At 36.1% G+C, this 23,425-nt stretch carries 9 protein-coding genes; 3 read left to right on the top strand and 6 right to left on the bottom strand.

From position 1 onward, the window contains the following. Positions 1–74: 74 nt before the first annotated feature. The 3 genes from thrC to thrA form a co-directional block, all read right to left on the bottom strand. Positions 75–1,385 (bottom strand): threonine synthase, encoded by a 1,311-nt coding sequence (gene thrC / locus CKF58_RS01465; protein WP_119530218.1) that lies wholly within the window; start codon positions 1,383–1,385, stop codon positions 75–77. A gap of 426 nt (positions 1,386–1,811) precedes the next feature. Beyond that, positions 1,812–2,942 (bottom strand): homoserine kinase, encoded by a 1,131-nt coding sequence (gene thrB / locus CKF58_RS01460; RefSeq protein ID WP_119530217.1) that lies wholly within the window; start codon positions 2,940–2,942, stop codon positions 1,812–1,814. A 9-nt stretch (positions 2,943–2,951) separates the two neighbouring features. Beyond that, positions 2,952–5,417: a bifunctional aspartate kinase/homoserine dehydrogenase I gene (thrA, locus tag CKF58_RS01455; RefSeq protein ID WP_119530216.1), complete on the bottom strand. Its 2,466-nt coding sequence runs from the start codon at positions 5,415–5,417 to the stop codon at positions 2,952–2,954. Positions 5,418–7,222: 1,805 nt separating this feature from the next. Here thrA and CKF58_RS01450 point away from each other — a divergent pair. Beyond that, the gene (locus tag CKF58_RS01450; protein ID WP_222987649.1) at positions 7,223–8,692 is read left to right on the top strand and encodes a transporter associated domain-containing protein; all 1,470 of its coding nucleotides are present in this window, start codon (positions 7,223–7,225) and stop codon (positions 8,690–8,692) included. 12 nt (positions 8,693–8,704) lie between these two features. Continuing rightward, positions 8,705–10,396: an apolipoprotein N-acyltransferase gene (lnt, locus tag CKF58_RS01445; RefSeq protein ID WP_119530214.1), complete on the top strand. Its 1,692-nt coding sequence runs from the start codon at positions 8,705–8,707 to the stop codon at positions 10,394–10,396. 226 nt (positions 10,397–10,622) lie between these two features. On the opposite strand, the gene CKF58_RS01440 is transcribed toward lnt, so the two are convergent. From CKF58_RS01440 to CKF58_RS01430, 3 genes are all read right to left on the bottom strand, one after another. Then, a complete protein-coding gene (locus CKF58_RS01440) occupies positions 10,623–11,819 on the bottom strand; it encodes a hypothetical protein (RefSeq protein WP_119530213.1) in 1,197 nt (398 codons plus the stop codon). 1,616 nt (positions 11,820–13,435) lie between these two features. Further along, positions 13,436–14,785, bottom strand: a complete 1,350-nt coding sequence (locus CKF58_RS01435) for a hypothetical protein (protein ID WP_119530212.1) — start codon at positions 14,783–14,785, stop codon at positions 13,436–13,438. A gap of 2,315 nt (positions 14,786–17,100) precedes the next feature. Beyond that, positions 17,101–18,345: a hypothetical protein gene (locus CKF58_RS01430; RefSeq protein ID WP_119530211.1), complete on the bottom strand. Its 1,245-nt coding sequence runs from the start codon at positions 18,343–18,345 to the stop codon at positions 17,101–17,103. A gap of 2,020 nt (positions 18,346–20,365) precedes the next feature. Here CKF58_RS01430 and CKF58_RS01425 point away from each other — a divergent pair. Then, positions 20,366–23,143: a hypothetical protein gene (locus CKF58_RS01425; RefSeq protein ID WP_119530210.1), complete on the top strand. Its 2,778-nt coding sequence runs from the start codon at positions 20,366–20,368 to the stop codon at positions 23,141–23,143. Positions 23,144–23,425: the final 282 nt, after the last annotated feature.

The following is a 23,425-nucleotide window of genomic DNA, read 5'->3' as shown; positions in this document are numbered from 1 at the left end:
ATTTGCTTTGGCTAATTAGCAAACTCACTATTGTAACTTATTCGTAAACTAATTAGCTTTAACTAACTTAGCGATTACTTAGCTTTATTGGCTTGCGCTGCTGCCGTATTCGTTAATAAGAACTCTTTTAAACGTGCATAGTCAGCAGGGAAGTTCTCACTTAATAACGGTAATTGTTGGTGATAAGCTAAAGCTTCTGGTAAACCAATATCTCTACCTAGTACTTTTTCTACCTCAGCTTTAAACTTAGCAGGATGAGCAGTACCTAAGAATACCCCAACTTGTCCAGGTTGTAAAGCATCAGCTAGGACGCGGAAACCCACAGCTCCATGAGGTTCTGATACATAACCTAACTTATCTAATTCCAGAATCGTTTGTACGGTTGTGGCATCTGATACCGGAGCTGAGAATAAGTCTGCGTGCAAATCCCAACCTTTAACTTTAAAGAGCTCTTCAATACGCGGCCAATTGTTTGGACGAGAAACGTCCATAGCATTCGAAAGAGTTGCTCTTGTTTGTTGCGGCTCCCAATTACCTGAAGCAAGGTAACGCGGTACTGTATCATTAGCATTTGTTGCGGCAATAAACTTAGCAACTGGCAAGCCCATAGCTTTAGCTAATAAACCTGCAGTTAAGTTACCAAAGTTACCTGATGGCACACTTACTACCACTTGTTTATCACGTGGTAAACGCGCATAAGCTTCAAAGTAATAAGTAATTTGCGCTAAAAGGCGACTAATGTTAATTGAGTTGGCTGAGTTTAAGCCAATAGCTTCACGTAATTCAGCATCATCAAACGCTTGTTTTACTAAAGCCTGACAAGCATCAAAGTCCCCATCAATGGCAATAGTTTTAATGTTTTGCCCCAATGTACAGAAGAGTTTTTCTTGTAATTCAGAAATACGACCTTTAGGGTAAAGTACTACTACTTCAATGTTTGGAATTTTATAAAAAGCATGAGCTACTGCTGCTCCAGTATCACCGGAAGTTGCGGTTAAAATAGTGATTTTCTTTTCTTTAGCCAGTAAACGTAATACTTGACTCATAAAACGTCCACCAAAGTCTTTAAAGGCTAAGGTTGGACCATGGAATAATTCAAGCGTCCAAATATTATCGCTTACTTGTACTACTGGTGCTGGGAAATTAAAAGCATTAGTTGCTAGCTCTTTAACTTCCTCTTGACTAAATTCATCACCAATAAATGCCCCTAAGATTTTAGCGGCACGCTCTACAAAAGGTAAAGCAAGAAGTTCGTTGATTTCTTGTTCCGTAAAACTTGGAATAGTTGCCGGAAAGAATAAACCTTGATCCTTACCTAAACCTTGTAATACAGCTTGTTTAAAAGAAACTACTTGCTCTGGATGTTTAATATTATATAACTGCATACTTGCACCTAAATTTACAGTGTGCGAGAAAATTGAGAATTCAAATAAGTATTGATCGTTAGTACTAGTAATTACTAGTAACTAGCAACATTAACTAGCAAACTTATTAGTGAGTAATACTGACTAATTAACAAGCATTAGTATATTGTTATTTGCATTAACTAGACTTAAACATTACTTACTTGTTACTAGCTTCAACGGTACTTAAACGTTATTAATGGTAATTACATTAGCTAGACTTAACCATGACTAGATAATAATTAAATTAGCTAAACTTAATCATTACTTAAGAGAGAAAGAGAATAGCTTTTACTCTACTTAAACATTACTAGATGTTAATAAAAGTTAGCTAACATTAATTAAAGTTACCTAGACTTAAGTGTTGGTTAAACTTAAGTATTAGTTTGACTTTAACATTTGCTAGACTTAAGCATGGGCATCCTGTTGCGTAGCAATAAACGCTGTTAACTCTTCCATACTTAAAGCACGAGCTCCACGTTTATCTACTTTACAAATATGCACAAAACCTTGCTCATTTTGTAAGTACACTTGCTTAAAGGTTGTAACTAATTGCTCAGCTGTATCTTGATCTGACGCTAGAGCATAAAACGTTGGACCTGAACCACTAATCCCACAAGCAAGAGCTCCAGCTTGATATAAAGCTTGGCGTAATACTTGGTGGTTTGGTAATAAGGTTTCACGATAAGGTTCTGCTACTACGTCATGTAAGCAGCCCACAGCTAAAGCTAAATCATTACTATAGAGCGCGGATACAAAATTTCCCATGAGAGCTGTTTGTTGAATAATCTGCGCACGTGAGTAATGATCAGGCAAGATTTTACGTGCATCTTCAGTACGTACTACCGTACCTGGATAAGCTAGTACAAAATACAGTTCCCCAAAAGCATTATCTAACGGTAAGCTTAAGGTTAATTGTGGTTGTTCGCTGTTGCCTAAAGTTTTTACAGGGCTAGGCTCTGCTTGTGAATAACGCGCATAGCTTGCTGGAAACATAAGTTGCAAACCACCTAAGTAAGATGGAGCAACATTATCATAGTGCGCTGAACCTGATACCGAACCTTCGAGTTGACCCATGAATAGAAGCATTTGATTCTGACTAAGAGGATAGTCGTGGTATTGGTTTAGTGCTACTAAGGTAGCAACTACTGACGCCGATGATGAACCTAAACCAGAACCTACAGGCATGGCTTTATACAGAGTTAAAGTTAAAGGTTTTACGCTTTTACCTTGTTGCTCTAGAGCTTGTTTAAACAGATCATAAGCTTTAATTACTAAGTTCTTTTTTAAATCAGGACTTAGTTTATGAATAAATAGGCCTTTACCTTGGAACGCTAAAGCTGGTTCACCTTGAGCAGCAAGATTAGTTAAACCAGCTTGCTCATGATAAGCATCCACAGCTACTACGTCGCCAAGAAGTTGTCCACTTACTGGGGATAAAGCTAGCCCCAGTAAGTCAAAACCTACACTTAAATTTGCACTAGTTGCTGGTGCAAAAATTGCTAATTGATGTTGTTGAGGTTGTTGATATTGACTCATAAGCAATCCTTAACGTACACCACCATAGCTTTGTAAAGTACGTAAGATGTCTGAAAAAATACCAGCGGCTGTTACATCATTACCTGCACCATAACCTCTTAATAAAAGCGGAATTGGGTTGTAGTAACGTGTATAAAAGGCTAAAGCATTTTCCCCACCTTTTACTTTAAAGAGTGGATGTTCGGTACCAACTTCCATAATACGTACGCGACATACGTTACCGTCGATTTCACCCACATAACGCATTACTTTACCTGCAGCTTTACAAGCTTCAACGCGCGCACTAAACTCTGCGTCTAATTGCGGTAAAGCACGCATAAATTCTTCAGTATTTAAGCCTTGGGCAAAGCCATCTGGAAGAACAGGTTCAACTTTAATGTCGCTAAGTTCTAATTGTAAACCAGCTTCGCGCGCTAGGATTAACAGTTTACGCGCTACGTCTTGTCCTGATAAGTCATCACGTGGATCTGGTTCTGTAAATCCTTTATCACGTGCCATTTTGGTAACTTCGGATAAAGTTTTACCTGTTTCTAGTTCACCAAAAATATAACTTAATGAACCAGAAAGAATGCCGTTAAACTTCTCGATTTCATCGCCAGCTGCGATTAGGTTTTGTAAGTTTTCGATTACTGGTAAGCCTGCGCCAACGTTTGTTTCATACATTAAGCGACGTTGTTCACGTTGGGCAACGTTACGCATTTGTTGGTAGTAAGCATATGAAGAAGTATTAGCTTTTTTATTTGGCGTTACGATATTAAAGCCTGCTTCGAGTAGACGTACATAACTATCGGCAATACCTTGGTTTGAAGTGCAGTCAACAAACACAGGATTAACTACGTGATCTATTTCTACGCGACGAATGAAATCTGAAAGCGTATACTCTTGCCCCTCTTCTTCGAGTTTATTGCGCCAGTTATCATCTAAGTTTAAGCCTTTAGGGTCAAGTAACCATTTACGGCTATTAGCAATACCATTAATACTAATTTCAATATTCTTTGAAGCAAGGTATTCTTTTTGGCGTAAGATCTGATTAATTAACTCACTCCCCACTCCACCTACACCAATGATATAGGCACGAATGATTTGCTTGGAATTAAAAAGCATGCGGTGAGTTGCTCTTACCGATTCAGTTACTTGCGAAGCACGAATTACGGTAGAAATTGCACGCTCTGATGAACCTTGGGCAATGGCAATAATACTTACATTTGTTTGCGCTAAAGCCGAGAAGAATTTAGCAGCAATCCCTTTCAGGTTTTTCATGTTATCACCAATTACTGAGACAATCGCTAAATCGCGTTGTACTTCAATTGGATCTAATGAGCCTTGAGCTATTTCAGTAGCAAAGGTTTTCTCTAAAGCAGCTTTACACTTATCAGCATCTTGTTCACGACAACAGAAGCCAATCGAGTATTCTGAAGATGATTGCGTAATCAAAATTAATGACACCCCTGCTTGCGATACACTATTAAAGATCTTAGCCGCAATCCCTACTTGTCCAATCATTGCCGGACCAGACACGTTGAACATGGCAATGTTGTTTAAAGCAGTTATCCCTTTAATGTGTTGTTGGTTTGGTGATAGTTGACTAGCGTCAACGATCACTGTACCAACCGCACTCGGATTATTTACATTTTTAATAAAGCATGGAATTTTAAATTGGGCAATTGGAGCCATAGTTTTAGGGTGTAAAACTTTTGCTCCAAAATAGCTTAATTCCATAGCTTCTTGATATGAAAGTTCGTTTAGTAGTAAGGCATCACTTACTAAATTTGGATCACAAGTAAATACCCCATCCACGTCTGTCCAAATCTCACAAGCACTAGCATCAATACATGCGGCTAACAAAGAAGCAGAGTAATCTGAACCATTACGACCAAGAAGCATAATTTCGTGTTCAGTATTACCAGCCGTAAAGCCTGGCATTAAGTGAATAACTTTACGCGCTAATTCTAAACGTTTAAAGTTTTCTTTAGAGGCAATTACATCAATTTCAGCTTCAAGATAATTGTTGTCTTTAGCAACAATTAATTCCCATGGCAGAATAATATCTGTTTCTAAACCTAATTGTTGTAAGTAACGCTGCATAATAAAAATCGAACAACGTTCACCTGCCGATACCACGTACGCAAATTCTTTATCACTAATACGTTTATTAATGCATAAAGCTTTTAAGCTCTCTTCTACTTCATTAAGAATTGAAGAAAGACCTAATAACCAGCCTTCACGGTTTTCTGCTTGCGCTAAACCGTCAACAATAGCGTAAACGATATCTTCAACCGCCCCTAATGATGAACGGTAAGTACCATTAGCTTGCGCTTGCCCAATCGCAGCATGTAATAAATTTGTTACTTTTGCAGGTGCTGACAATACTACGGCACAGCCTTGTTCTTCATAAGCTTGACGCACAATTTTTGCTACATTCATAAAACATGCAGCATTAGCTACAGAAGTGCCACCAAATTTTAAAACTTTCATATCTATGTCCTATTAAAGGGATGTCTGTTTTACCTTTGTAATTGCGAGGTTATTACTTAAGTACTCACGACTAAGTTATCACTTAACAACTTAGTAAGAAGTAATTGCTTAGCTGCTTAGCTAATTAGTAAAAAGTTACTTCTAATGACTTAGTAAAAAGTTATTGCTAGCAACTTTGCAAAAAGTTATTACTGAGCTACTTTATGACGTAATCGCTAAGGTTATAACGGAACAATATGTAAACTTAAGGACTAACAATAACTGTATCTAACCTTATGAAATGATTACAGAGAATATCTTAAACCTACTTTGCGAACTAAACTCGCAAGGAAATCTAAGATCCTAACTACTCAGTAGTAATCTTCACTGCATAAGTAATAGCGATACTATAAGTAATCACAAACAATTACAAACTACAAAACGAGAACAGATGTGGTAAAGCTAATTACCGACATTAATTGCAAAAACCGAGAGTAAACTTCAACTTTACGTAATGCTATAAAACATAACACTCGAAGTTAAGTCTACTTAATTCTATTATAAAGGATTAACTATAGGAAAACGTGGATATTACGCGCCTTTAGGGTTCATAAATTACAGAATTAATCAGAGCTATCTATTGGGTGATGAACCTCCTAATATATCGTTCATTTTAGAGCTGAATTTGACGCACAAAAAAAGAGCCCTTGGGGGCTCTTTCAGTATTCCTTTTTAATGATAAGTACCAGTTAGCCACCAAACTACAGTTCTTTGACTAACCAAAGTGAAAGATTATTATGTCTAATACCTAAATCTAAAACTAAATGCACTTCTAAAAACATTTAGCAGCTCTGCTTAATATTTAGATCGCCAGAAACAAATATTGAACATGAGCTAATTAGATTTATCTTAACAATCAAATAATCAATTCTTACACCACTAAAGCTAGTCGCAATAAGTGGTGGTAGTGGTAACTAAGAAGTACATTATCAATTCCTTTTTAATGTTTTATCAAATATATAAAATCTTTTTACGCAACAATTCTACCAATATTAGTAAGAACTGCTTATAACTAGATCTTAGCATAAACGACTAACCATTGCCAAGTAGTTAATAAACCTTTTATCACTACTTTTACTCAACACTAAGAAAAACAAAACAAAATAATCTTAGAAAAGGAGTGGGAGGCATGTAAAAGGGAGTATGTAAAAAGTGCACACCCCTGAGTAGCACTTCACTCCAAAAAAAAAGAGGGGCACTTCAAACATAAAATTAAGGCACGAAAAAAGCCATGTTGCGTTTATGCTGTAAAGCATAATCATAAATCAATAAAAAAGTCAATAAGGAAACAACATGGCGAACAAATTATAACACAATCACCCTCAACAATCCATAGTCCGAGAAAAATATATAAATTTTAGCTATCAATGAGCTTGAGCTGTACACCAAAAGCATCCTTAGCTATAGTGATCTCCTTATTACTCCATGAGTTATCGCTACATTTTTTCCGAGATAACTAACAGGTTATAATATAATAGAAAGTACGCCATTTTGGCAGAGCAATCTCAATAGCACCGGAAAGTTTTCCGGTTTTTTTATCTCAATTTTTAATATTAAGCTACTTAGTTGTAGGTTGAGCGTTATAAATAGTGTTTGGTTTTTATCTTTTCATAAGGCATTAGATTATCTAACCTTAAAAGAAAATAGTCTAATCAACACTCGACATTACTAACTAAGGCAAACAACTTTCTTAAATAACTTAAGTAGCATAAATGCCTTGTGCCATGTGCACAACTCATTTTACACGGAATTCCTTTTCTAAACTTATGTCGTTTTTTACACAAGTTTCTACAAAATTACAAAACTTTATTTCTGGCTCACGCAATAAACTGATCGCTAAATTAACTAATAAACCAGGATCAGTAGAAAATGCCGACTCTTTACAACAACAGATCGACTATTTAAATGCTAATAATCAATTAGATATTCATATTGCTAAAATGCTTAAAGGTGTTTTAGGCATTCGCAATATGCGAGCGCGTGATCTAATGATCCCGCGTGCGCATATTGACTACTTCTACAGTGATGATTCATTACGTGAAGTATTAAACTCAGTACTTGAATATGGTCATAGTCGTTATCCAGTTCTTACTGATGATGCTGAAGATCAAGATTCTATTGGTCTATTGTTTACTAAAGACTTACTACGTATACTTATCGACGACAAAATCGATCAAGTAAGCTTACTCGACATTAGTAAACCGATTAAAATCATCCCAGAAACCAAACACGTAACCACTCTGTTACAAGAATTCCAAAACTCGCATACACACTTAGCTTTAGTGGTAAATGAGTTTGGTGAAATTTCAGGGTTAATTACAATCGAAGATATTCTTGAAGAAATCGTGGGTGATATCTCCGACGAGTTCGATAAAGATAACCACTATATTCAACAAGTAAGTAAAACTTCGTATGATGTTTTAGCACGCACTCCGATTTATCTATTCAACCAAGCATTTCAATGTGAACTTTCTGATGATGAGTATGAAACCATTGGAGGTTATGTTTTAGGGCTTTTAGGTCACTTACCAACGCGCAATGAATCAGTAGAAATTATTCCGGATGTGCTTATTGCGCGTATTACGCAAGTAAACGAACGTCAAATTCTTAAACTACGTGTTCGTACTTCTCCAGAATACGCTCTACAACTACAAAAAGATAAAAAAGTACAAGCGCATAACGAAGTATTTAAACATGGCCTTGCTGCAGAACAAACTGCTGAAGCTTTAAAAGCTACAAATACTACTGAAACTTTAGAAGATATTGCTGCTATTGAAGAAACTATGGCAGCAGTAGAAACTATTAAAGCTCATACTCTTAAAGAAGAGCAAGTACAAGAGCAAGGGCAAACAACTCAAGAGCAAGTAGCTAAAGAAACTCAAGACAAAGCTAATGTAACAGAAGCAAGTAGCTCTTCAGCTGCGAACAGTACTACTGATGCAATTGCTCAAACTACTTCTTCAGATAAAGTAGCAGAGGAAACTACAGATTCTGAACCAGCATCTAACGCTAGCTCTACCACAAACTCTGAAGTAACAGCAAGTACAGAAAAAACTGCATATACTGAAGCAACTGAAAGTACAGAATCGACAGCAAATGCCGCAGCAACTGCAAATGCACAAGCAACTAATGCTCAAGTTGCAGCAGAAGAAAATGACTTTAGCATGCCAAGTGCTGTAAGTGATGATCAAGAAACTAATAACAACTCAACTTCATCAGCAGATAAACACGCTTAAGGAGTTGTCGTTATGATTATTAATAATTGGTCATTACGCTTTCCTCTGTTATTCTTAGCTGCTTTTACTGGCTACTTTATGTATTTAGGCTTTGCTCCTTACTACAGTAAATCAGCTTTTTATATCTGTTTATTCTTCTATATTTTCTTTCTCCAAACTAAAGCTAATGACAAGCGTGGGTCTTATTTATTACCTTATGCTTGGGATGTAGCTTTTAGTTTTGGTACTCTTTACTGGCTCACTAATGCTATTACTTACTATGGGGACTTCCCACCATGGGCAAGTATTCTCGCCTTATTTGGTTTAAGTTTAGTTTTAGGGATTAGATCAATTATTCTTGCTGCTATTTGGAATGGACGTGATCGTAACTTTGCGCTCTTACCTTTAGCTTTTTCAGGAATTACTTATCTTTGGTATAACTTAATTACTAACTTTAACTGGTTAAACTTTGGTTATGCTAATGCTAATACCCTAAGCCAAACCTTAGCACCTTTAGGTGGCGTGTACCTTGTACAGTTCTTTGAGTTTAGTGCAGTTACTTTTGTGTATGTTTTAGTGCGTAAACTGATTGTGGCTCGTCAACCTAACTCGGGTATGAGCCTGCGTCGTCAAACAATTGACCGTCAGCTACGCATTAACTTCCGTACAGATGTTATTGTGCTAGCTTTATTAACTGGTGGTTTTGCGGCAGCTCATTTTTACCCAATGCAGTTTACCAAACCAGAAGGGAAACCTATTACCGTAGCTTTAGTACAACCGAATATCGAATCGCGCGCTAAATGGGATCCGCAACAAATCCCAGCCCAAGTTGACACTTATAAGTACTTAATTCAACGCGGACAACAAGCAACAACTGAGCCGCAACTTTGGATCTTACCTGAATCTGCAGTAATGCAAATTTTTACCGGTAATCCTCAAGGACAACAAGAGCAAATCCTAAGCCATTTCTACATCTTAGTAGCCTCTTCTAATGCGGATATGTTAGTGGGTTCACTAACTGCAAGCAATGAACAAGGGCAAACTCGTTACTACAACTCAGCTCTTATGCTGTCACAAGTAGGCTTAATTAAACGTGCCGTAACTGCTAATAATCAAATCCTCCACACTCCAGAGTTAGACATTCTGGTACAAAAATACGACAAAACCACACTTGTGCCTTTTGGAGAATATTTACCATTGGGAGGATTATTAAGTCACTTACCTATTCCGTTTTTTAAAGAGTTATATGCTGCACAGTTTACAGCCGGCAATCGTAATCAAGCAAATATGCGCACGCAATATAGTCTTGCTCATACTTTAGTTTGTTACGATACACTCTTTGCGGATTTAGTGCTACGTAACGTTAATGACAATACTAATGTTTTATTAAACATTACCAACGACGTATGGTTTGGACATGTGCAAGGCCCAGATCAACACTTAAATATCGCTCGCTTCCGTTCGCTCGAAAGCCAAAGATATTCTTTACGTGATACTAATAATGGCATTACTGCCATTATTAACCCACAAGGCAAAATTACTGCTTTAGCACCACGTGATAGCGAAGAAGTATTAGTTGGACAATATTTAAACTACGTAGGAACTACTCCTTACCAAGCTTACTATCGTTGGCTGAATTTTGCTTATGCATTCACCTTTATTGCGTTATATGCTTTAATTCGCGGTGTAGTTAGCCTCTTTACACGTAATAATCGTTATGTGTAAATGAAGTGACACACCACAAGCTGAAATTTTAGTTAAACTAAATAAACTTGAAACTAAATAAACTTAAAACCCCAGAAAAGAACATTTCTTTTCTGGGGTTTTACTTATAGATAGTCTGTGATAGGCAGCAAACCTTAGTCTCCTACGGTCAGAGTCTCTTACGAATCCAGATCCCTTACGAGTCTTGAACCCTTATGAGCCTTAAACTCTTACGATCCCTAAACTACTACCAAGTAATTAGCAGACCACCACCAAAAGTATAAACATGATCACTTAAACGAGCTGCATAGTTCTTCTCATATCTAACATAGCTATGTAATGCTTCAGCAAAGAGCATAAAGTTAAAGGCATTAGCTACTTTAGTAGCTAAATCGTAGGTAGTACCTACGTAAACCTCATAAGCTTTTTTCTCTTGCTGTAAACCCGAGCTCTTATTATTCGTGATCGTATGCATATATAAAATACCACCATATGGCTCAAAACGACCAATGCGGTAATCTAAATCAACACCTGCGCCACGGTAACGGTTATACACGGTTGCCGTTTCTTCTTTGGCAAGTCCAACTTCAGCTCGTACCATTAAGTTCTCGATGGGAGAGAACTTACTCATTAATTGGTAACCGGTAGTTGGATACTTAGTGGTGTAATTAGCATATACGTGTTTTTGTGCGGCAAGTAAACTTACATAACCTTTATATTGAGGCAGGTTATAGATTAGTGCTCCAGATACTTCAGTATCGTAACGGCGTTTAATTTGTCCAGCGTCATTGGTTTGATTGCTGCGCATATCACCATATGAGACACTTACTTGTAAAGGAATATCTGCACTTAACTCCGGAGAATCATAACGTACTAAACGGTCTTGCGTATCTAAGTATGCATAAGTAATCGCACGTGATTGATTAGATAAGAACCAAGTATTAGTCCCAAAGTCACGTACGTCACCAGCACCTTGTTGGGTTGGATATAAACCTGTTGATAAAGCAACAGTTAAACGTCCAAGAGTTTTACTATCTAAATAGAAATGACCACGATCGGCACGAATAGGATTTTTACCGTGCGTCGCAGTGTAAGTTACATCACTATAAGTACCCGTACTATAGTCATAGTTCATACTACGACTATGTCTACTCATAAAAATATGCATAAAACGTACATAACCACCAACTGTTAAATCATCGTTAATGTACTGATTAAGCATAAATGAAATACGAGGACGTAAGTTCCAAGTTGGAGTTTGCGTATTACGTTCGTACGTTTGGTAGCTATTATATTGCGTAGAGTAACTATAACCAAAACGCACTTGCCAGATTGATTGTAATGAAGATTTACCATCATTCCAAGTAGTTAAGGTTACGCGTGCTTGGGTAGCGGTTGTCATAAAAGCCAATAAGCCTATACCTAATAGTAACGGTCTTACCATAAAGTATTCCTTAGTGTATATTGCAATTTGAGAGTGATTAGATCGAAAAAGAAGAATAACATTTTAGAACTAATCAGTAAGTTAACAATCTCCTAATGCTCAAACATTAGGCACCTATACAAACCTTTACAGTCTTTTCCTAACCAAACTAAAAACCAAACTGGAATAAGACTGTAAGTTAACTAACTAGGCGAACCTTAACTAAGATTTTGCGATCAAACTCTAATTAAATTCTAGATAGCTACGGTAATGTTGAACTTACGTTTAAGCTTGCTTACAATTGAACCTTTGATTAAGTTTACCAGCTAAAACTGTTTAAACAAACATCAACACTGCTTAAACAGATATCAGCACAGCTTAAACAGCCACAAGCATAGCTTAAACAGATATCAGCACCACTTAAATAAGTAGCAGAATAAGCTCAAAACAGAGCATCTTACGAGTTTTTATCAGAAATATCATTAGTTAAGTACTTAACGTTACTAACTATTATCTTCTCTGGTTGCAATGCTACTATAGTAGCAAATTTTCTATACTAGACTTAAAAATATACGAAACTCTCCCTTGAATCTCTATAAAACTTTAAAATTAGCTAAAAATTACCTCACAAAAACTAAGCCTTAAGCCCTGAGTTGCACCCTAAAAACGAAACACCACATATACCAAAATTTAGGCATCCTAAACTCCCAAAATGCATAATGACAAAGCCATTTTAGTTTTTCTTATGTAAAAAAGATTTCTTCTAATTACTTTAACAAGTTGGTTTGTCTGTCTATAAAATATGAGCGACTTGTATACTAAAGGTATTTCATTTTTATGGAATTTATCTGTTTTGATTTCAACTTACCAGATACGATTAGTAATACCTATAATATAGTTCCTTATTAATATAAAACGTATTTTGGTGACACTTCGCACGCTTTGATTTTATTGTTCAATACTAATGTAATGAAAGCTCATGTAATGTTAGAGTTTTGCATTTTGTTTTTCTGAACAACAGGTTGATTTTCAAGGACTTGTTAATATAAATATACCTAAAAACAGCGCTTTCCCATTATCTAAAATTTGCGGAATTTAGGTTAGGCATAAAAAAAGTAACTACTATTGTACATAGGAGTTACTTTACAGGTTTATATAGCCCTTTTGCAAGACTATACACATGAAATTCAAGATTAACTAATTTTGCATTAGCATAAGGTTTCCAGATTTAAATTTCCGTGAAATTAAAACCTGGCTTTAGAAGTTTAAAGATAATATCAGCAACTATAACTGACCACTTATTATTTGCTGATACTAGGCGACTCCGTAAACTTCTAAAAGAGGAAATTCGGTGACTAAAGTTTTATCGTCATAGCTTTATACTGTGTACTAATTTTTACAGCAATGTCGTGACTCACTTTAGATTTTTAATCAAGTTGCTAACTTTAATCTTTAATTGCTTCTATGTAAGTACATAATTCATGATATTCGTGCTTACATGTCTATGTGTATAGAGTTCTTGGATTAGGCTAAGCAACCATATAATTCTTGGTTAAGGCAATAGTGATTCACCACTGCCTTAACCTGTTTACTGGTAACAAGAGTTTAACTCAAGCAACAGTAGATATATTTACGGTTTAGTAGTAAATAGCTACACCTGTTGAAGCATTTTTACGATACACTTTACCGTTATAACCGAAGTTACGAGGAGCATTTACGTATTTAATCTCATCTAAACTACCCTCTAAGTATACTTTTACGGTTAATTTATCACCGTGGTAAGTATCCAAGATGTTGTACTGTGTACCTAAGTAAGTTACACGTTGTTTAGTGTGAGCGTCTAATACACGACTATTGTCATAATAGTCTTTAGTTTGTGATTTATAGATGTAACCACCGTATACCGCAAAACCTCTAGTGAATAAATCATAGTGGATTAAGTCAATACCATATGATAATTCTTTATTTTTGTAGTTCCATGAACGGTGATTTTGCGTAAAGGTTGAAATCTCTGCGCGGATACGTAAGTTATCTCTGCCTGGCATACGTACATCAGCATAGATACCGTAACCTGTGGTTTTAACTGAAGTACGATCTGAGTTTGCTTTTAAGCCACGGGTTAAAGCTGAAGATTTACGTGCAGCGTTTAAGGTAATTTTGTTATTACGGCTAAACTCATAACTTGCTGATACTTGGTAGTCATTGTCGTACTTGTACTTCCATTGACTGTCGTATGAATAAGTATCAGTTTTCTTTCTTGCAGTAGATACAGCTAATTTATATGGTTTACGTGGATCAGTAGTTAAATCATAACGTACTGAGAAGTCGTAACCAGTTAAGTACACATCTGATAATGCACTATATGGTGTATCTAAGAAGTTAGTTGAAGTACTAAAGTCGTTGTTATCCGCCGCACCAATGTTTTGGTTGCTACTACCTTGCGCTTTAAATGCAAAGGTTACTTTACCGTATTGATATGAGTTCACCCAGAATTGGATACGGTCAAACCCAGGACGGTACTCCGAGTGAGTTTTACATTTTTGGTTACCGTTTTCACTCTTATAACAATAATTCAGTTTACGTGAATCATTGAAACCTACACCATAAGCGCGTAAGATATTACCGTTGTTACGATTTGATGCCGATAAGTAATTCGCTGAATAGTTCTTATTGGTAGTAACAATTGTTGATGGGTTAAATGAGTGAGTTGCACGGATGAAGAACCCAATGTAGAAAGCAGGAGTAATCGCAGCACGTGCGTCTAAAGTTGCACGAAAACGATAACGTTGTTGATGATAATTATCTCGTTCCGTGGCGTTAGTATTATTTAAATTAATGTAACTACTTCCAGTAAGACGTTGGCTAAGCTCAGCTGATAAGCCACCTCTTAAATATGAACGACCGTCACCAGAAGATACTAAATTAACATAAGCGAATGCTGAAGTTCCAATCGTCGCTAGAACTAGAGCTAAAAGAGTCTTTTTCATAACTAATATGAGACAAATGAGTAAGTAAGCTAATGAAACTCAAACAAAAAGACCTTTTGACTGGGAACAAAAACAGTAAGAGTAATACTTTAAAGTTACTTTTAGTCACTTTAAAAGGGTCGTTAAGACTAAATCACACCTTAAAGTGGAAATAAAACAATAATGGATTGCCAGGAAAGGCAAGATAGGCTATCAGGAATGACAAATTAAGAAGGGATTCTTAGAGAGGCACTGCTGAAACTTATCTATTGTTTTAGTATGGATATTTAGGCGACATTATTTTCTAGCAAAACTTTGTTGTCATAAATATGAATTACATTTAGCTATGCTCGAGATACTTAAATATGCAAGATGCTTAATTAGGTAAGCGACTTAAATGTAATTAGATACAATTAGGTAGTAAACTGGGAGAAAACTTTCGTCAACGCAACGTAAAACTACCTAAGGGTACAAATACTGTTTCTGGTTGCCCAGCCAAAGCGGTTTTGCTAAAAGATATGCCTAAGAAAATAACCCTAGATGAGTTAAAAATTTAGAGTTGCGATAAAATTTTTAATTAAGGATCTAGAAAGTAATTATTGTTGTGGAAAGAGACAATAATTACGCTGTTCAATTAATTATCTCCTAAGTCCTTTAAATAGGTAATCGCAAGAATTAGTATTTAAACGGCTGTGAGAGAACTTTAACTTAAACAGCCAAGTTATAAACCTAGGAATAGCAAAGTGAATCAGTTGTTATTTTTTGGCAAAATTGGAAAGAGGCCAAAATGATAATCCAGACAATAATGGAACAAGATACATGAAGAGCTAAAAAAGTTACCAAGCTTTGCTCTTGGCAACAATTGTTACTGTTTTAAGTAAACAAGTAAAAAGTAACAAAAAATATATCTGGAATTACCAAGTAACTAACTAATTTTGTGCCTTTATAGTAACATAAAAAAATTGCTTGTCTAGTTATGTATTTATAACTTAAAACCGTGAGTTTACTTTCATTTCTTGCAAAAGTTACTTTTTGTTATTTAGCACCAATTATTGATTGTACAAATTAAAATATGGATATTTAACCATAAATAGCACAAGATAAAGATTTTAGACGCAAGATTTTTGCAAGCTGTAATTTATTTTTGTCAGTAGCAAAAACATACTAATACTCCATAATAAATTTTTGCTATTTGTGAACCATGACGCAATTAATCCCTAGGCTTTACATGGTTATTTAGCTATCTTTGCCATTAAGAGCGAGATTTTAGCGTGATTTTCGCTAAAATAAAATGAAAATTAACGCTAATTCCTAAAAGGTTGTCTGAAATAACAGTTTAACAATATCACTAACACCTATATCAACCACAAAGCAGCCCTTATGAGGTCTCATTTTTGTCTTTTTCATGCACTAACTTACCTTACTTATCAATAATCTCCCAGATTCATACCTAAGCCACGCTCCAGTGATGTCTCTATGCAGTCACAGCGATATCCTTACGATATACCTGTGCGCAACAGCCTAGAAACTTCATTTTCATCCCTTAAATTTACTCTATCTCATTACTTGTTTTTCCTTCATAACCACAAATCACAATTTGAACTTGAGTAAAATCGTCAATTGATAACCATAATTTACTACTTTTGCTTTAGATTGATCTGTACCTAATTTGCAGTATTATCCTCCAAGAGATGCTATTAAATTTTCGTATGTTTCTCCATTAGTTGTACCATACTCAAGAGCAATAAATTTTTGTTCTATCTTTGAGCTAACCTTTTAATCCCCCTCTAGATTACCTTTTAGACTACCCTTTCTCCTACCTTTTACCATACCTAGGCAATAATCAGAAGCATAAGATAAGTTAAAGATAGGATAGCAGTCAGTCTAAAGTCTAAAGTCTAAACAGCGCACCCACTGTTACGCCCCTCCGCTTCTCCAACTATTGCTAATACATATCACACGTCTCACAGCATTTTCTTTAGCCCATAAAAAAGATGGTCTAACGTAAGTTAAACCATCTATTCGAAAAAAGACTTAAAACGAAATATTCTTCCCTTACTTCTCCATTTCACAATAATTAAGCTAAACTTAATTACGGTAAGACTTTGTTTGTAGGTAAGTAATTTCGTTGCCTTAAAGGCAAATTGGTGATACTTAGTTCTAAGCTGGTAATTCTGTTGCGTAAAGTAGAAAGTAACTTTGTTGACTATCTTTATAGATGTCTATCTTTATAGTTAATCTTTCTAACCTTATCTAGAATTTACCTGCTTAGGCATTAAACAGGGTTAAGATTGTCGGACTTTATCGATCTAAACACTAGATCGTCTAACCTACAATTATAAGAACAGACGGAAACCTGCAGCAACTGAACGTGAGTTCATGCTGCGATTGGTGCTCCAGTTTTCTCTTTTCTCACGACTGTATAGACCTTCTAAGAAACCTTTTAAGGTTACTTTGTCGCCAGTGTAAGTATTTAAGATGTAGTACTCACCACCTGCGTAACCTTGGTAAGTTTTAGTAGTGGTGTTATAAGTTGCATATGCACGTTTATCAAGTTTAACTCCACCACCTGCATAAAGATTTAAACCTTTCACAAAAGTATCATAGTGAGTTAAATCTACTGAGAATGAAGTCACTTTAATTTTGTAGTTCCATGAACGGTGATTTTGGCTCATGGTTGAAATCGCTGTACGTAAACGTAAGTTGTTGTACTCAGGAATTGGACGTACATCTGCGTATAATTCTACACCTTCTGATTTAGTTGCAGTTTTATCACGTGTATTTGTTGCTTCAGCCGTAGATGCAGCATTTAAGTAAAAGCCGTTTTGACGGTTGAATTTATAACCAAACGATACTTGTACATCGTGGTTGTATTTGTATTTTGATGAAGATTGAGTACTGTAGATGTCACTCTTACCACGTGCATAAGAAACAGACGCTAAATATTTAGCATTAGGATCTGTAGTTAAGTCGTAACGTACAGTCCAATCGTAGTTACGTAAGTATACGTTTGATAAAGCAGTATAGAAGGTGTACACGAAGTTAGTTGCTGTACTGAAGTCATTGTTGTCAGCAGCACCCACTTCTTGGTTACCCATATTTTTTGAGTTTAGGGCTAAGGTTACACGACCGAATTTGTAACTACCAAAGTAAACTTGGAAGCGGTCGATATCTGGAGAATACTGGTTGTGGTAACGAACTTTGGTTGAACCATTATCCGTTTTATAACTCATACGTGTAGAGTTACGGAAGTTAGCATTAGTATCGCTACCGGTGTACGTGTATTGGTAATTAGTGAAACTACCATTAAAACGTGTGTAGAAACCTAAATAAGTTTCTGGGTTTAAGAATACATGACCGTCTAAGCTAAAGCGGTAACGTAATTGGTTGAACGTATAGAACTCGTCTGAACCAGCTTTACTAGGATAATAGAAACTATTATCTTGGTATTGTCCTACTACACGGAAGTCACCACCAAAACGGATTTTTGAACGACCGTCAGCAGAAGAAAAAAGATTGATATAAGCGAAAGATGAAGCGGCGACAGAACCTAATACTAAAGCTAAGAGCGTTTTTTTCATATGTATAGTTTCGAAAGTTTAAGGTCGCCCTTGCTTAGCTACATAATTACACCGTACTATTGATCAACAGGATAACCGTATTGAAAGGAAGTTTTAGATCGGAAAGAGAAGATAGGATATCTTAGAGCTAAAAATTCTTCAAAACTTGGTTATGGAATGTCGCCCAATAATACAGCTACTTCATACTAGTCTATCTCTTAAAGAGATGCAGTACCAAGCAATTATGAGAAAACTAAGGGAGACATTGAATAAAATTTCAACTCTGAGAATTACTTAAGTCTAAACAACAGAGATAAGTAACCACAGAACCTCAAACCTCCGGAATATAAACAGTGCTATTTATATTTAGTACTATTGTCTAGTACAATTACGGAGATTTGTCTTGAAAAGTGAAAGAGACTGTCCAACAAACTAACAGTGGAAAGAAAATAGTGGAAAGATAGTTGTTGGGAATAAAAAAATAGGCAGTAAACTGACTATCGTTTAAGATTAATAAGAAATGAAAGAGCCCCTAAACGATGGAAAGTACAGTCAGTTGCTAGCCCTCACATTAGAGCAAATTGCTCTTACGCGCTCATTATAAACAACAAAACGAAAGTTAAGAGCAAAAAAGTACCTAAAAAACGAAAATAAATTTTAAATAGCCTTAGGTACAAAAGAAAATAGTCATTTGCATGAGCAAAATTTAAATATTACAAACAAATGAAAATTTATAAATAGGTGTTTTTATATTTAAGGTGTCATTTCTAACGAAACCTTCCTTTAAAACCAGCAAAACGCAAGATGAAAATGATATCCCCACCATCTAACAAACAATAAATGAAATTACAAATACGCAGAAATTAATATCATTTGATAGATGGGGCCTGCCATCCCCATCGCAAATTATCACCGAAGATAAAATAAGACTACTAAGAGCAATAATTAGTGATCTAACTCCTGTTACAGCCTCACACAAACCTGTCATTTCGCAACGCTTAGTTTTACACTCAATTCAGCAGTTCTTTCCTTAATCCATAGACTTTTGTCTCTATCTTACCACCAACTTTCACTAGACTTTTACTGTACATCCCCTTAGCTGTCTCTTTCAACATAGCACCTTAGTAGACCTTATAGCATAGTACCTAAGCGGTAATTTTCCAGCCTAAAGTACAGCTACCTAATCATAACCGAACCTCCTCTAAACCAAGAAAAGCTTACAAAATAATCCAGAGTAAATAATTGCTAGCAAAGCGAAAATTTATTGGTTACAAAACGCAAATTAAAACACTGCAAGTTAAGGCAGATAAACCAAAAATGATATTTCTTAATTGTATTTGAGCTACTTCATGTACGCATCAATACTGTTGGTACTATTTCTCCATTTTTGTAGCTATCAGATCTTGTATCTCTTATCCGCTTTCTCTCAACACTTCCCTACCATCTTTATCATCATTGAGCTGTACCCCAAAAATGATACATTACTTAAATAGGTTCTAACTTCCGCACCAATACACACTATGCCCTATGAGCTGTACCCCCAGAATGTTACATACTTCCAAATACCTCAACCCCATAACCATATAGGTAGCACTACAAATCCACACATCTCAAAAATCTACTTACTTCTATATTTTGTAAATATCCTAATTTTTAATCCCCCAATTGGCAGCAAAGTCACTCTTAAGCAAGTCGTAAACTTTTCACGCTCCAACTTTCTTCCACTTCCTAAGGGTATTTTCTTCACTTTCTCCTGACAAAATTAGGCGTTGCGCTAGGTTTTGCGGTAAAATAGATAGTCGCAAGATTAAAAATCCTTAAGCCATTAACTAAGTGATTTTTATTCTGCTTATTCTTTTTATTCTTAACAATTTCCTCTAACTCTGTATTTACCTTAAAAGTGCAACTATCTCGTATTTTTTAAATCTAATTTTAAAATCTAGGGATAGGTTTTGCTCATTTTGCCTAAGATGTAACTATCTTTATTCACTATCTTTATTCTTAAAATGATTTAAGGTAATACTTCAACCTTGAAATAAACATGAGTCTTAATCGACAAGTACAAAATTTACTCTATGCGCCGGATCTTTACCGCGCTATCTTAATAGAGTTAGAGTTTACGGTGAACTTTACCAACCGTTTAAACTTTAACGACCCTATTATTAACGGGATGTTCCACCTAAATCGTACTTCACGTACAGCCTTAGGTGGTGACAAATCCTTTAACCATGAAATGCTGCGCGCTTTTCGTTTACTAAGTAACGAGGCTGGTGGTAAAGCTAATGGTACAGGTTTATTAGTTTTAACTTTAAGCTCTCTTTATGCAAGCTTATTAATGGCTAATCATCAGAATCGCGATTTACGTCATTTACTCTTAATGAAAATCGTGACTTATTATGATTACTACTTAGCCGAAGTTGATCACAATAATCCATATCAATGCATTTCTGCTTTAACCCAAGAAGAAATGGATTACCTTGCAAAACAAATGCAAAATCCCCAAGCTACACGTCAAAGCATTGCTCCAAAACGTTTTGTGGCTTTACCAAGTTTTGCGTTAACTAGTGCTTTATTTAAGTACGTATACCGCTACTTACATCAAAACAACAATATCTACGATCAACAAGCTTTACTAGATATTTTTGATTTATATATGTCTAGTTTTAGTTATGTAGCCTTTACTATGGGGTTAGGAGCTTGTTATCACGCAAGCTTACGTAAACTAGGTCTTGAGTCTAAAGCTCCATTCTGGTATTTCCGCTTTGATCGTACAGATCAACAAACACGTACTTTAAACTACATTGTAGATAACTTTATTTTTGGGGAAAGTGCTTATGGCTCTCCAGATGATTTCTACAATTTAGGACGTCTATTTGCAAGTTCAGGCTTAGAGTTACATGAATTTGCAAATACGCTTGATCGTACAGGTGTAGTTGGCTGCTTCCCACGTCACGAAAGTGAAAAAGAGTTCTTTAGTGAGCAAGTAGCACGCCAAGCTGAAAGCTATCCAGAAGCATTTAACTTTATTGTTACTAGCTTAGAAAAAGCTTATGCACGTTTACTGCAAACCATGCAAGATTTACGTGCTGCACAAACGAATCCTGCAGATCGTGCAAATGAGCCATATGTAGAAACAGTTAAAGATCCAGAACTTAACTTAGATTATGTAATCGATCTAAACTCTTATGTACGCAATGAAGATAAACTTTACTTTGCGAATTACGTATATCATTTAGCTGATATCTACACCAACTGTACAGAACTACCAGACTATATTAAAGTAGATTATAGTTCTCCAGAACTACGTAAAATCTTTGTTGATTATTATGTCGATCAAGAAAACACTCCTTTAGTGCCGGCATTCATTGATCCACAAGGACAAGCCCTAACTAAATGTGAACTGATCGATCATACGGTAAGCCTACCAAGTGAATTAACTCCAGAACAACAAGAGTTAGTTGCTAGCTTACAACCTAGTCTGGCACAAAAAGACTTTAGTTTACATCTAGCTAAAGGTGCTGAGTATACACAGCAGTACCAAGCTAAAGCGCAAACTATTGTTCAAGCTTACTTACTACGTGCGCAGATTACGTACCAACAAAAAATGTCGGCTTATGATCCAGAAGCTCTAGAGATCGCACAAAACTTAATTGTGGCACAACTACAAAAAGGTAAAGCCCCACGCATGGACGCTTATACCAAGTACTACCACAATATGCTTGCTCCAGAGTACAAAAAAGGCTTATTAGCTCGCGTTAATAATAATGTTTTAGTAAGTACTCAAGCTTTACTCAATGATGAACTCAATAAAGATGAACTTGAGTTAGCGATTATGGCGCAAACGCCAATCGATATTGAGAAAAAAGGCAATCCTAATCCAGAAGACATTGCACAAACTCGCACTCTTCTAGACCAAGAAGCCAAAAGCTTAATGCTTTCATCTGTAGTTAAAGCTAACAACGAAGCCGAAGAATACTTAGCAACAATCCAGTACGTAGAACGCATTGCTCGCGAACGTGAACAACAAATTACACAACACTGGGTACAAGAGTTAGCTAATAACGGTATTAAGGCAACCGAAGGATCTGATATTGGTAACTTATTAGAACGTGCAGGTTTCTCTCCGGCCAAACAGCTTGAGATTATTCAAAGCACAATTAATAAGAAGCAACAACGCAACCTTGCAAAATTAACTGCTACTAAATCAGGTATCCCATCAGCCTTTACTAGTCGTAATAATGGCTTATTAGGTAACTTAGGTCTGGCTGCAGGTACTAATCCAATTGCAGCAGCACTTAGTGCCGCGGCGAGCAGCGTAGGTAATCCATTATTAGCAGGTAAAGCACCAATTTCGCAAGTACTAACCGCTAATAACCCAAACAATACCTTTGCACGCGGCTTAACAGCTAACAAACTTACAAGTGCGAGCAAAGCCGATGCTACAGCTGCTAAATTAGCAACTGCGGTTAATAACTTTGCGCAAGTAGCAATTTCGAATGCTGCAAATCAAGCGCAAGCGATTAATCTAGCTATGAACCCCGCAGCTTCTACAGCAGCGTCTGCGGCAACAGCAGCAACAACGGCAACAGCGTCTACAGCAACAACTTCTCCTGCAGGAGATAGTGCTAATAGCTTAGGCACACCTGCAAGTCGTTTAGCTAACTTAAATAGAGAGAACACTACTGATGCACAAAACCTAGCGGCTAATCATTTACATAGCACTAATGAAAAACCTGCTCCAGTAAATACGCCAAAAACCCCTGAAGCAAGAATTATGCGTGCAAGTCGTTCTTCACGTAAAAAAGCTAAAGGAAAATAAGATTTACTACGCTATAAACTGATTAATGCTTAAGTGTAAAATGATTTACGCTAGTCTAGCTTAAGTTTATTAATGCTTAGCTGCAAAATGATTTATGCTAGCTGTAAAATAATTTACTGTAAGCTGTACTAAGCTTTTTACAATTTTAAAGACCATAGCTTAGGCTATGGTCTTTTCTTATGTATTAAGGATTTTAAGTGTGGTGTATCAATTTAGTTTAGGGGATTCCATTGCAGGCTTGTACGGTATTACCTTTTTCTAATCAGTTCTAACACATCAGGA

The organism is Psittacicella hinzii (genome assembly GCF_003585935.1).
Lineage (GTDB): Bacteria > Pseudomonadota > Gammaproteobacteria > Enterobacterales > Psittacicellaceae > Psittacicella > Psittacicella hinzii.
This window is presented reverse-complemented; position numbering and strand designations above follow the sequence as displayed.